The sequence below is a fragment of the Candidatus Omnitrophota bacterium genome (assembly GCA_040755155.1).
GTDB lineage: Bacteria > Hinthialibacterota > Hinthialibacteria > Hinthialibacterales > Hinthialibacteraceae > JBFMBP01.
This window is the reverse complement of record JBFMBP010000098.1, coordinates 1-13,355: the sequence shown is the minus strand read 5'-3', so window position 1 is coordinate 13,355 and position 13,355 is coordinate 1. Positions and strand designations below refer to the sequence as shown.

Here is a 13,355-nt window from a genome sequence, read left to right as displayed (position 1 = left end):
TAGAATCCTCACGCCGTCTCGTAATGCGTAGGATTGACAGCGATCGCCAGCGGTATCTCTCGCAGTGAATCATAGCGCTCGAACGACGATTCCAACTGATCCCATACGATGGGATTCAGCGCTTCATCCATCGGCAATTCCTCCATTCGCCGATGGCGCGATATTTCTACTACGGCGCTTTTGTCATCTATGATCTGGAAGAGATAGCGGGATATCTTCTCCCATCCTTCAATATTCTTTTGGGTTTTCAGATGAACTGCCGTTTCCAACGCGATGTCTTCGTATAATTCCGGGCGTTCCTTTCGCCGACGACGATAAAGAAAAAGGCACGTCGCGATTTCATTGCGCCAGGCGTGATGAAAGACATAGGTTTGACAAGAATTGAATCGCAGCAGAAACGCCTGCGCTTCTGCGCTTATCATCGCCGCCTCTTTGATGGTTTTCGCGTCGTAGTAGTTGTTATCGTATCTTATCCTCCGTCGAGGCAGGATGTATTGGACAAAAAGCATCGGCAAAAGAATGACGGGGATAAGTAGGAAAATATAGGAAACCAGGATGCTCTGCCGTAAAACGAATCGCGCAAGGAGAGAGAGAACGATATAAGCAGTAACTGTTTTTTCCGCCCAATTGCGCAACTCTCCTTCATCGGTATTTTTCTTTGTGATATCGCAGAAAGAGAGATTCAATTGTCTTACAATGAACGAATACCAATAGAACAAAAAATGAGTCTCGATCAGCCACGGCGGATACGCAACCAGGCCGGTGAACGCTGCAATAGTAAAACAAACGAGCAATGACGCCGTAACAATGACAAAAAGAAAATTCCAACCCATATTCATGATATTTTCGCCTTACGCCGTCTCGTAAACCGCTTTCCGTGATGCCACCGGCAGCGGAGCATCTCGCAATGAGGGGTAGCGGTCGAACGCCGTATCCAACTTATCCAATGTAAAGGAATCCAAAGGAGCGTCCCATTCGTCCAACGCTTCAATTTTCAAAGGCGGCAGTTCGACGACGCTGCTGGCTTCGCCGTTCGTCAGAAAGATGTAGTGCGAGATAATTTCCTTGCCGCGCAACGTTTCGCACCGGTCGAGATCGATGGAGACTTCGAGAGTAATATCTTCCAGCAGCCCATCCCGTTCTCTTCGCCTTTTTCGCTGCAGAAAGACGCATGTACCCACCTGGTTCTTCACGGCATGATCGAAGACGTAAAACCGGGCGGCGGGAAAATGGGCTAAAAATGCCTGAACGGCTTCGTTTTTCAGCGCGATCTCTTTCGCTTGCTGAGCGCTGATTTGAATGCTTTCCAATTTCTTCTGCGTTCGTGGATAACGGTAAATTGCGATTTTTATTGGAACGTAGACGGCGGCGAACCATCCGCCGATATAAGAAACAATCAATCCCTGATTAAAGACGGCGCGTAGAATCAGGGTCAATACGATATGGGCGTTCACCCAATACGGGACTTTAGGCGCTAGTTTCCATAACATGCTGTCCGGCTTGGTAATGTCGCAAAATCGATGCTTCAGCGAACCGAATACCGCCGTAAACCAAAAGACGGCCAAATGCAGCTCGACGAACCAAGGAGGATACAGAGTCGGCAAACTCAAAGGCGGATAAATTTTCACGATCCCCAACGATATCGCCCTGGGATCGAAGGCGCCGACGAAGGCGGCGATGGTAAAGCTGACAATCAAAGAACAGGCGATTACGATCAATACGAAAATAGGCCACAAACGCATAATTCCCCCTCCAAACAACACGATGCTGTTTAATCGTTCCCCGGTTTTTTCTCGTCTTCTTTCTGTCCCATTTCTTCCAGCATTTCATGATAGCGCCGGTAAGCGAGAGCGTAATCGGGCCTGATTTTTAATACCTTTTGGTAATATTTCTCCGCTTCGGCGTAATCCTTCATTTGGTGATAGAGATCGGCGGCGGCGTAAAGATAGGATGGATGATCCGGAACCAGTTCCAACGCCGAAAAACAATCTTTCAACGACAGTTTCAAGTAAGTCAACTGACTTAAGCGCGAATTTTGCAGGTAGGTCTTCAACCAATAACACTGCGCACGTTGGAAGCAATACCATGCTCGTTCCTGTTCCGCCAGAGTGGGATTTTCCAGGCGTTGCGTGATTTCTTCGATATCCGCGTCGATTCGCGCTGGATCGCTGCGGCTTAACGCATCCTCGGCGTGCCAGGGCCGGGGCAGCGGCGGCTGCCACCGCAACGCGCTGAAGCATACCCACGAGAACAGCAGCCAGACGATGGTCAGCATGATAAAGAGAAATCGCATAGATTCCCGTCTTTCACTTTCGACTATGGGATGCAGAGGGCGAATGCTCTTGTCTAGGATAAATACGATCCCTCATCGCGCTCCATTTTCCGTACGGAAAAGTATTATAATGCATCCTTCGCTAAAAGTATTTAATTCCAACATGATAGGCAATCTTTCGGTCCTCGTTTCATTGCCTGGCCATCGATAAAAACAGTATAATGGCTCCTTGAACGAGGCGGTCCCGAAGATGAATTTTCCCGAAATCCCCATTCTCTCTCCTCCGGCGAGGAAACCTCTCCAGTCGGTTTTGATCAAGCCCGCGGGCGCCGATTGCAACCTGGACTGTTCCTATTGCTTTTACCTGGAAAAGTCGGAACTCTATCCCCAATCGCGCATCCATCGCATGTCCATCGAAATATTGGAAGAGATGGTGAAACAAATCATGCGCGCCGGACGTCCGGCGATTTCCTTCGGATGGCAGGGGGGAGAACCCACGCTTATGGGCTTGGATTTTTTCCGCCAAGCCGTCGCTTTCCAACAAAAATACGGCGTATCCGGCCAAACCGTAGGCAACGGCCTGCAGACTAACGGGCTGCTCGTCACGAAGGAATGGCGCCAGTTTTTTAAGGAATACTCGTTCCTCATCGGCCTATCACTCGACGGTACTGAACACATTCACGATAAATATCGCTTCACTAAGGGCGGCGGTCCCTCCTGGTCTAAGGTTTCCGAATCGGCCCGCCGCATGTTGGACGAAGGCGTCGCCGTCAATGCTCTGACTGTCGTCAACGATTACTCGGCGCAATTTCCCCGGGAAATATACGATTATCACAAAAACCTTGGCTTCGAATTCATGCAATTCATCCCTTGCGTCGAACCGGACCCCTCCGATCCCCGCCGCGCAGCGCCCTATTCGGTTTCCGCCGAGCAATACGGCCGCTTCCTTTGCGAAATTTTCGATTGCTGGAAAGGGGATTTTCGTAATGGACTCGCCACAACCTCGATTCGTTATTTCGATTCCGTGTTTCATACGTACGTGGATTTGCCCGCTCCCGAATGCACATTGCTGAAGGAATGCGGATGCTACGTCGTCATCGAACATAACGGCGACGTCTACTCCTGCGACTTCTTCGTCGAGCCGGAATGGAAACTCGGCAACCTCATGCAGGGCGACATCGTTGATTTCCTCAACTGCTCCCGCCAGCGGACTTTCGGCTGCATGAAGTCCAACCTTCCGCCGGAATGTACATCCTGCCAATGGCTGCCTCACTGCTGGGGCGGTTGCACTAAGGACCGTCTGCGCGATCTGGCTGATAATGGCTCCAACCATTTTTGCCTTTCGTATAAAATGTTTTTCCAATATGCCGACGCCGAGTTGAGGCGTTTGGCGGAAAACTGGAAAACGCAGCGCCGCCATGAGGAGGAAGAAGAACAATGCCGGTTGCAATCGCTCTCTTCCTCCACCGCCGTTTCCAAGCCGGGCCGCAATGATCCATGCCCCTGCGGCAGCGGCAAAAAATATAAAAAATGCTGCGGTTCCCGCATAGCGTAAATTTTTTCCTTTATTTTTTGTATTTTTCCCCGATAGTAAGGGATGGGACGCGCGAACGCTGCTTAACGATATTGTCAAGATAGTGGATTTCTGCGGCCCCAGGCCAAAGATTCGCAATAAACCGGCCCGAATTCTCGTTAATAGAAAAGATATCCCGCTGCGCGGCAAGACGGCGTAAGACGTTCGCTGAGATGGATGCCAGCGGCGGCCTTTGCCGTTGGCGTTTGGAATGGAAAAGGGCGATGCACGATGGGTGAATTACTCGTTTTCAGCAAGAACAGGAACGATTTGATCCGCGAAGCGATAGCCGATCCTCCCGACGATCGCGCCCTCCGCACGATCGACCGGCTCTTGGCGGCTGCGGAAAAAGAAAAAGTTTCTATTACCTTTCTTTTTTTGCGCATCGACGATATCGACGGCATCCGTTCCCGCTGCAATGCGCGCAAATTCCGCGATTTGACCGCCTGTTTATTGGACGTGCTTCTCGATAAAACGCCGGAAGGCGTTTATGTGGATTGTCTGGACCGCAACGAGTTTCTTCTTGTCATGCCGGGCGTTACCAAGGAAAACGGAAGCGGAATTTGCGCCCAGATCAGCGACCGTTTCCAAACGGCCGCTTCCGATATTTTCAAAAAAGAAAAAGCCCCCCCCGCCATCAGCGGCGTTCTTGTCTTTTTCCCCGAAGACGTTCAAAACCGCATCGATCTCATCAGCGCCGGACGGGAAGCGCTCCATTTGACTCAACAGGCTGGCGGCGGACGCATCGTCCAATCCATCGACGCGGAAAGGCATTCCTTTTCCCTCACGGGTCCGGCTTTGCAATGGGATCGGCTGGCGAAATTGGCGGTGAAAGAAAACCGAACGTTGGAGTTGCTTCTCTGCGAAGCCGTGGACGATCTGCTGAAAAAATATTCGTAATTCCGATTATTCCCTCCATTCCCCTGCTCCCCCAACACCGCCCGGTTTCTTTTCTATCGGGGCGGCTACAATATATTGTTTCATTCCACCTCTGCAAACAACAAAGGAAGAAATATGCCGCCATGAAATGGATAAAGGAAGATTATTGGATCACCGACGATAAAGATCGCGTCGATTTGGATTATATCGCCGCATCGCTGCAAACAACTTACTGGGCGAAAGAACGCCCCAAAGCCCTCATCGAAAAATCTATTGAAAATTCTTTCTTTCTTACGCTGTTTAAAGGAGAGAGGCCCATCGGATTCGCCCGCATCGTCAGCGACTGCGCCGTATTCGCCTGGCTATGCGACGTGTTCGTTGATCCGGATTTTCGCGGCGGCGGTTTAGGAAAATGGCTGGTTCAATGCGCGCTTGAACATGATTCTATGCACGTCAAAATCAATCTATTGGCTACGAAAGACGCCCACGGATTATACGAAAAATTCAGCTTCGAACGGAAAGAATGCATGGTTCGTTACAATAAGGCCGATTCGGCTTGATTCTACGCGCTATCCAATGCAGTCAATTCCAGCGGCTCATGCTACCTTCCTTCTTATTGCATTCTTATCTATAAGGTTTTATGAATATGCGTCATCAAAAAACGATTTTTATCCTCCTCTTATTTATTCTCTCCATGTCCAATCTATCTTTGTTTGCTGAGGCCTCGTCCGATGCGGCGGCGGTTTCCGGCGTTCCTTTTGGCGGAATCGGCGCGGGGAAGATTGAAATCGCGCCCGATGGACGCCTGGGCCGCATTACGATCAACAACAATCCCCACCGGCCTCTCGATGCTCCGCTGGGATGCTTCGCCGCCGTCTATATCTCTAATTCTTCGGGAACTTTCGCCACAAAACTTTTCCAGGACGCTTCCGATCCCCACGCGGTTCAATCGGTGAAAATCGAAGGCGGTTACCCCGAAATGGCGGCGCAATACGACGATCCCGCTCTTCCGTTCCGCGTCCGCTTGCGCGCTTTTACTCCCTTGATTCCCGGCGACGAACAAAACGCCTGTTTCCCCGCCGCCGTGTTTCAGTTCTCCATTCGCAATGAATCCCAAGAAAAAACCACCGTTGCCCTGGCTATGTCTTGGAGCAATCTCCTGGGCGTCGGCGGCTCCCCAAACAACCCTATCGACGAATCGGGCGAGTGCATTCATTCTGTTTTGAAACGGGGATCGCTTCAGGGAATTGGCCTTCAATTCCAAGCCGATTCCAAAGAGGACCGCATCCGCAGCGCGATGGGCGAATATGGCTTATTTGTTCAAGAAGAAAAAGGAGCCGAATTGAGCTTCCTTCCCTTATGGGAGCCTGAGAAGACTCCGCAAACGTTCTGGAATTCCTTCAGCGGCCAAGGATTGTTTTCCGAGAAAAAAACGTCTGCCTCGCAAATAGTTGAAGGCAGCCGCTTCCGTCCAGCGGCGGCGGCGGCGGCCCGCAAGACTCTCGCGCCCGGCGAAGAAGCGGTTATTGCATTCTTTCTTATATGGCATACGCCCGAACTCGTTGGAAGCGATGGCTCCCATTACAGCGCTTATTACGCCAATCAGTGGAGTTCCATGCGCGAGGTTGCCGACGTTCTCGGCAAACGTTGTCCTGAATTGTTGCAAAGCTGGGAAGTATGGAAACGCCCATTTCGTCAATCGTCTCTGCCGCCGAGTTTCGTAGACCGCCTCTTCAACGGTATGGGAGCGCTGGCGGCCAACGCCGTATTTCTTAAGGATGGTACATTCTCGCTTCTCACGCAGGACCCGGATAATCCCGGCTATCTCGGCTCGCCGGAAGAATTGCTGGCGGCGTTTCCTTTTTTGCTGCAACTTTATCCCAGCCTCTTGCAATCGGAACTGCGTTTGTTCGCCGGAGCGCGTTTAGAAGGTGGCGAAATTCCCATCTCGGCGGGGAGCCTCTATTCCACTATCGGCAAGAATGAAGGTTCCGGCGGATTTTTGGGGCGGCCCGATTCGGCGGCGGCTATGATTCCCATGCTTTACGAATACGCTTTGTGGATGGACGACGCCAAATTTCTGGAAGAAATGAAGCCCGGCATCCGCGAATCGCTTCTTTGGCTTATGCAAAAAGACGCTAACGGCGACGCTATTCCCGACGGCCATTCCCTTTGGCCCGGATGCGGCGAAGGAATCGCCTCGTCGTTTTCCGCCGACCTTTGGCTGCAAGCCTTGCGCGTCGGCGAGGAGATCGCCGTTGGTTACGGCGATTTGGAGATGCAATCGTATTGCAGCGAGCTGAGAAAATCCGCCGCGCAAAATATGATGAGCCAGTTGTGGAATGGCCGCTATTTCAACGCTTTCTTCAATCCCAACCAGCCGCTGTCTGCCGAAGGAACCGCTCTGCTCCCCGGCGCCATGCCCGGAACCAGCGGCGCTCTTCGCTTGGGATGGAAATCCCCTCTGGGAGACGATATCGTCGCCCAGGCTATGAAAACTTTAGCCGGACGCATTACATCGGGCGCAATCGCCGATTCCAACTTCTCCGGTAAGCTATCCGGCGTTCTCTCTCTTTTCGCCAAATCGTTCGCGCCCTATTCTCTCGCCCGTTTCGGCTATCCCGACGCGGCTCTTCGCCTGCTGGAGGCGCCGGACGGCGGCCTTCATGCCTATAGCGATATGGGCGCCTGGTCTCTTTTGCTGGGTTGGACGGGCGTAAGCCTTAATGCTCCCCAGCAACGCTTGATCGTCGGGCCGAGCATTCCCTCTTCGATGGAGGAATTCATCAGCCCCTTCTTTACATCCCAGTATTCCGGCGTTATCCGATTCAACGCCTCAAATCTTTCCGGGCTGCGCCAATGCGAACTGGAATTCAATAAGGCTTCCGAAAACCGCGCCGCCGTTCTCAAACAAATCGCTTTCAATCCCGCCTCGTCCAACGACATGGGAATCGACGCCATGAATGTTCTCTATAACGGAGAATCCGTCGCGGGACAGGATTTCGCCAGCGAACGATTGCGGATTTTCACTTTCCAAAAACCGCTTAAAATTCAACGAGGCGACCGCCTGACGCTCCTCCTTCCCGGCGGCGAGAATGTTCGAATTCTCGTCGATATGGAAAACAAGAAACTTTACAATTTGGGCGCAAAATGCCAATGGGAAAAATTGAGCGGTCCCTCCTCCGGTTTTTCTTTTCAGGTCAATAATCTTTTGCCTGAGCGTCAGCAGATTTCTTTTGAATTGATCAATCAGGGCAACAAATCGAACTTGCTGTTCGCGAACGGAAAGCAAGCGTCATCGCCCTCCAGCGGCTTCGCGTCGTTTCCCGTTCTTTTACCCCCGGCGGCGATTCGGGAAGAATCGCTGAAAAAACTCGAACATGTCCGTTGGGCTTGCGGCAAGGTGGTTCAATCCCTCGGCCCCCATGACGTACGCGAGGAGATCAAAAAGCGTTTGTGGGATCTTCAAGAAACCGTAAACCGGGCGCTGAGCATCGACGCCGCCATGCGGGGCGTCCGCGTCGATGTCATCCCCGCCGACAGCCCCAATCCTTCGCCGAATTTTACGCCGCCGGAATTGAAGGACAATTCGTATAAGGAAATCGACCGGGCGGCGGAAGAGGCGGCCAAGTTCTACGCCGATCTCGACCGCTTATGCCAGGATCCCGTCCTCGCCTCCCAACTGGCGGGCTTCTTTACGCCTATTCTCTATACGGCTTCCACAGGCGCCATCTCCCAAGTCAGCGTGCCGTTTTCCGTCGATGTCCAGATTCTCAATCCCCTGAAAGTTCCCCTGCTCGTCAACCGCATCGCCTTGAATCTTCCCGATGGCTGGAGCGCCCGCACCGATGACGACTTGAAATTGGACGATAGGGAATCGCCCCAAAGCAAGCGCAGCCTCCGTTTTTCCGTAACTCCGACAGACTCTCTATGGCAAAAGCGTTTTAATTTAAGCGCGGCCTTCTCCGGCGTGTGGGAAAATCTCCCCTTCCGGAGAGAAATCGCTTTCCCTGCTGGGCATGATTTCATTAGGCAATGGCTGATCGTCGGACCGTTCCCCAACCCAAAGGGCGAGGGATTCAACAGCATCCTCAAGCCGGAAACCAACGTTAAGCCAAAAGAGGAATACGAGGGCATCGGCAAAACCGTTAAATGGGAAGCCCATGAATTTCCCTCCGGCTATGTCGATTTCGATTCGATCCTGAAACCGAACGACAACGCGATGGCCTACGCCTACGTCGGCGTCTATTCCCCCCGCCAACGCCAGGTTCGCTTCGAATTCGGCTGCGGCGGCGATGTCAAGATATTTATGAACTATCGCCTGCTCTTTCAAAAGCGCGGACTGCATAAGTCTCAACCCAGCGGCGAAATAAGGCCTACGGAATTATTTCAGGGATGGAATCACTTGGTCGTGAAGGTTAGCGAAAGTATGGGCCCGTGGGGATTCTACTTCGAAATCGCCGACCCGGAGGGCGCCCCCCTGCCCGATCTGCGCTACGCCCTGGACCGGGCGGAGTGAGTTTTGCCGAAAAACGGATAATCTCGAAAAGCGAGTTTTTTTACGATAATTTCGTTCCGCATGGAAAAAGTGGTTATTATTTCTATTGGACGGATTTGTATACAGCCCAATCCCCGATATCCGTTTGAGAACAATCGTAAGGATCTAGCCCCGTTTGTGGATCGTAAAAGAAGCCGGATATAAAAGTACCTCGATTAGTGTATTTAGGCGGACCAATTTTTAAAAATAGATTTACGACATCTCCACAATCCAGAAGATTGTATCGAAAATCTACTCTTCTCAATTTTGTCATGAACAGCAAATTGGTTATGCTGGTGAATTGATTATCCTAAAAACGGCAGTTGAAAATAAAATGAAAGGATGCAAGTAGTTAATGGGAGGGACGAAATCGAGACGGGTGGTGGTGCTGCGCCGCGAGATTCCCCCGGAAACCGTGGAGAAAAAGCAAGAGAAGAAGAAGGCGAAAACCGATCAACCCGAATTGGCGTTTATGAAGACGGCGGCGCCTCTCAAGCAATACGAATACGCGGTGTTGGCAACGTGCCTGAACGACGAGATCATGACGATCGCCCAACATTACCGGGATCGCAGCGATGCGGAGAATATGTTCGACGAATTGAAAAACCAATGGGGCTGGAGCGGCTACATGACGCAGGACCTGAAGCGATGCCAAATCATGGCGCGAGCCATCGCCCTGATCTACAACTGGTGGTCATTGTTCGCGCGCTTGGCGATTCCGGAAAAACACGCGGAAGCGGTAACCAGCCGTCCGCTGCTGCTTACGGGAGTGGCCAAACAAATCCGGCACGGAGGGCAATCGACGTTGATCGTAACCAACGCCCACAGTAAAACGGCGGCGATCCAAAAACGACTCAAGTCATTGGCGGCGTTCCTTCTTCAATTGAAGCGAAATGCGGAGCAGTTGGATTGGCAAGACCGGTGGCGATTGATTTTGAGCCGGGCGTTGCAGAAATTTCTGCAAGGAAAAATACTTGCTCGCCCCATATGGCTGCCGCAAATGGGCTGAACCGACATTCAACTAGGATCGCCAGGGAGGTCTAGAAAGGCTTTCGACGGAGAATTCTGCTCCTCAACTGCCGTTTTTAGGTTAATAGATGATTTATAATTTGAATGGTGCGCCATCCGGCAATTGCTAGCGTCGGCGATTACGATGGCGTCTCGCTCCCAAGCGATATAAATAATTTATTCTATATAAAACTAATATAATAAGGAAATACACATAATGTAAATAAATGATGCTTAATATGTAAATTATTTTTATTGATGGAGTTATCTAAAGAAAAATGAGGTGATATCTGCGCCTTGCACGTTGCCAAAGTAATGAAAAATAGCTTATAATAGGCTGAGTTGGAGAATTCGTTAGGACGTAAAAATTTAAAAAGCGTTGCACCGCCGGTACGTTCTTTTTTCTTAGGATTTAAGATCGAAACGGCGGCGCGCAATCATGAAAAATGATGGCGGAAAGATCGCAAAATTCTAAAACGTCCGCAAAGATAATCGAATCCAAAGACATAAATCCCGCCGCGGCGAAAAATACGACCGTGAACTCAACGGTTGTGAAAAAATCATTGGCGGATTCTCCCCCGAAATCCGCTGTCCCGAAAATCAACACTTCCAATTCGCCAAATAAAATTCCGATAGCCGCCGCCTCGAAAACCAAATCGTTCTTGGAGCAGAAAAAAACGGCGAAATCCTCCACCTGTAAAAATACAGCGGCGAACAGAAAAGACAGCGAGCGGAAAACCGCAGCGATTAAAAAGAAAAAAGTAAAGATAACCCCCGAATTTCCAGTTACGAAATGGGGCGATAATAGCGTAGTATCATTTGAGGCTACAGAACATCTTCCCGCGCCGGAACTTACGAGCATAGCGGCTGGATTCGTCTTCCATGACGATAAACTGGTGTTGGCCAACATACCCGGTCGCGGTTGGGAAATCATTGGAGGAAGAATCGACATCGGCGAAACTCCAGAGGAGACTTTTCGCCGCGAAGCCATGCGCCAGATCGGCTGCGAACTCTCACATGTTAAGATGATCGGAGTAGTTCGCATCGAACATATGGGACCAGAACCGCCGAATTGCCCTTATCCTTTTCCGATAGGATATGGAGTTCAGTTCATCGGCATTGTAGACAATCTGACTTCTTTTGATGGAGGAAAAAATTCTCTTGGCCGGTCGTTGATCTCTCCCGATGGTTTTCAAAAACACTATTACGATTGGAACGAATATTACGACGCCGTCTTCCAATATGCCTATTCCGTATACCAGAAATGGAAGAAAAAACTAAAACTGTAGCGTCCTTCCTCCCGCCGAGGAATGGCCAATTCCGATCGGATTTCTTTGTCTTTCGAAATACTCCGAAACAATCCCCTAAAAAAAGATGGACGGACATGCAGAGCGTGGTAAAATAATACGACATGAAATTTAATAGGATCGAAAGCGAACGTATTGAATATGGTTGGCCCAATTCTATCCGGCGCGGCGTTCGATAGGAAAATCAAGCCATGAGCGACCTGCTCTCCCAATCGGAAATCGATGCGCTGTTGAAGGCGGGGCTGGGGGGATCCCCAGCCGAAGAGGAAGATATCGAACCTCCTCGACCGGCCAGGGAAAGCGCCCCCTATTTTCAGGAAGATTTCGACGAAGCCGCTCCCGCCTGGCAGCCGCAGCCGCCGCAAAAGAAATTCAAAATGCGGCGTTCTCCCAAAGTGGAAGAAGAGGCGAAAGTGAACGTCCAAGAGGCCGTCTTCGAGTCGTTCGACGAAATAGAACCGCCCTCGGACGTTACCAACCTTGAAATCATCCTTAACCTGACGCTTGAAATCAGGGTGGAACTGGGCAAGACAAAATCCACCGTCAAGGAAGTCCTGGAAATGGGCTCCGGCTCCGTCATCGAGCTGCAAAAACTCAATGGAGAGCCGGTAGACTTGCTCATCAACAAAAAGCAATTCGCTAAAGGCGAGATGATCGTCATTGGCGAAAACTTCGGCGTCCGCGTGACCGATATCGACTCCATCCCCGAACGCATCGAAGCCCTTCAATGATTCGTCAACGGCGTTCGCCCGGATCGCCCTTGAATGCTTTCACGCCTTTATGGGTTAAGCCCACGCCCGCGCTGGCGCCGCCCAGCCATTGCAAGGTTTCAACCGCCTTGGGCAGCCAGTCCGGCGCCGTTCCGCCGCTCCAGATCGTAACGGTCTTTTCCAAAACCATCGCCGCCAACAACAAAAAACTCCCGATATTCGTCTTTTTGTTATTCAGAAACAACCAGATTTTCAACAATTGCGTTACCATCTCTTCACTCCTTCGCCGCAAAACGCGGCGTTTTTCCAATCAAGATTCGAGAAACGATTAAACGTCCCTCTTAATTTGTAGATGGGCGCGCATATAGACTGGATTAACGAGAAAAAATATAGGAAATGGGAATAAAAATTTGTAAAACCTTGATTCTCTGAAGCGTTTCTGTTTTTAGTATGCTAGAAACGCCAACAATGAAAATCCGAAGGGGAAAAATGAAAACGAAAGACGTTGGGATTCTGATATTCCGCATTATGGCGATCTATGCCTTCTTGCAGACGCCGCGCTTTACGGCGGATATTTTTAATTTTTCTACGACGATTTTCTCTTTCAGCGCGCTGACATCCTTCATGAATATCTCTTTTATATTAATATCCAGCGGCCCTTTTTTGCTCTATCTTCTCCTTGCGGTTTACTTTTGGATGAAAGCCGACGTTCTCGCCGTTTATTTGTTATCGAAAATCGAAGAGAAGGATTTTTCACTCCCCATCAGCTTCTTGGAGTTGCAATCCATCGCCTTTTCTACTATTGGCGTTTATCTCGTCGCCCAATCGCTTCCTAAAATATCTCAAGCCCTTTTTATCAACGCCATAATGATAACGCTCTCTGGTCAAAATCCTGGCGATTTGAATTATCTTATCCTCGCTTTTCTGGAATTCGTCATTGGCGTGATCAGCGACAATTAAAATTCCCTCCTGACGACAATTAAAATTCCCGGTTTGAAGAGACGAGATAAAGTGATCCCAATCTCGAAGAAGGAGGTTGGAATGGTCACGGATGAACAGGTGAGGTTAC

Annotated in this window: 12 protein-coding genes; 8 read left to right on the top strand and 4 right to left on the bottom strand. The window is 50.4% G+C overall.

Annotated elements, in window-relative coordinates; all coding sequences use genetic code 11:
• Positions 1-8: 8 nt before the first annotated feature.
• The 3 genes from AB1656_14585 to AB1656_14575 are packed head-to-tail and all read right to left on the bottom strand — an operon-like array spanning position 9 to position 2,293.
• A complete protein-coding gene (locus AB1656_14585; GenBank protein MEW6236608.1) occupies positions 9-839 on the bottom strand; it encodes a hypothetical protein in 831 nt (276 codons plus the stop codon).
• A gap of 12 nt (positions 840-851) precedes the next feature.
• A complete protein-coding gene (locus AB1656_14580) occupies positions 852-1,742 on the bottom strand; it encodes a hypothetical protein (GenBank protein ID MEW6236607.1) in 891 nt (296 codons plus the stop codon).
• Between the two features lie 29 nt (positions 1,743-1,771).
• Complete coding sequence (locus AB1656_14575; protein MEW6236606.1) at positions 1,772-2,293, bottom strand: tetratricopeptide repeat protein; 522 nt, start codon at positions 2,291-2,293, stop codon at positions 1,772-1,774.
• Between the two features lie 229 nt (positions 2,294-2,522).
• On the opposite strand from AB1656_14575, the gene AB1656_14570 reads away from it, so the two are divergent.
• The 7 genes from AB1656_14570 to AB1656_14540 all read left to right on the top strand — a co-directional run bounded on the left by AB1656_14570 (position 2,523) and on the right by AB1656_14540 (position 12,307).
• Positions 2,523-3,827, top strand: a complete 1,305-nt coding sequence (locus AB1656_14570; GenBank protein MEW6236605.1) for an anaerobic sulfatase maturase — start codon at positions 2,523-2,525, stop codon at positions 3,825-3,827.
• Positions 3,828-4,076: 249 nt separating this feature from the next.
• Positions 4,077-4,745 carry a hypothetical protein gene (locus tag AB1656_14565; GenBank protein ID MEW6236604.1) on the top strand — a complete coding sequence of 223 codons (669 nt, stop codon included), beginning with the start codon at positions 4,077-4,079 and terminating at the stop codon, positions 4,743-4,745.
• Positions 4,746-4,867: 122 nt separating this feature from the next.
• The gene (locus tag AB1656_14560; protein ID MEW6236603.1) at positions 4,868-5,284 is read left to right on the top strand and encodes a GNAT family N-acetyltransferase; all 417 of its coding nucleotides are present in this window, start codon (positions 4,868-4,870) and stop codon (positions 5,282-5,284) included.
• Positions 5,285-5,370: 86 nt separating this feature from the next.
• Complete coding sequence (locus tag AB1656_14555; protein MEW6236602.1) at positions 5,371-9,243, top strand: GH116 family glycosyl-hydrolase; 3,873 nt, start codon at positions 5,371-5,373, stop codon at positions 9,241-9,243.
• A 373-nt stretch (positions 9,244-9,616) separates the two neighbouring features.
• Complete coding sequence (locus AB1656_14550; GenBank protein ID MEW6236601.1) at positions 9,617-10,270, top strand: hypothetical protein; 654 nt, start codon at positions 9,617-9,619, stop codon at positions 10,268-10,270.
• 535 nt (positions 10,271-10,805) lie between these two features.
• Positions 10,806-11,558, top strand: coding sequence for an NUDIX domain-containing protein (locus AB1656_14545; protein ID MEW6236600.1), 753 nt, complete (start codon positions 10,806-10,808; stop codon positions 11,556-11,558).
• Positions 11,559-11,767: 209 nt separating this feature from the next.
• Complete coding sequence (locus AB1656_14540; protein MEW6236599.1) at positions 11,768-12,307, top strand: FliM/FliN family flagellar motor switch protein; 540 nt, start codon at positions 11,768-11,770, stop codon at positions 12,305-12,307.
• A gap of 4 nt (positions 12,308-12,311) precedes the next feature.
• Here AB1656_14540 and AB1656_14535 read toward each other — a convergent pair whose 3' ends face one another.
• Positions 12,312-12,557 (bottom strand): hypothetical protein, encoded by a 246-nt coding sequence (locus tag AB1656_14535; GenBank protein ID MEW6236598.1) that lies wholly within the window; start codon positions 12,555-12,557, stop codon positions 12,312-12,314.
• 218 nt (positions 12,558-12,775) lie between these two features.
• On the opposite strand from AB1656_14535, the gene AB1656_14530 reads away from it, so the two are divergent.
• Positions 12,776-13,246 (top strand): hypothetical protein, encoded by a 471-nt coding sequence (locus AB1656_14530; GenBank protein MEW6236597.1) that lies wholly within the window; start codon positions 12,776-12,778, stop codon positions 13,244-13,246.
• Positions 13,247-13,355: the final 109 nt, after the last annotated feature.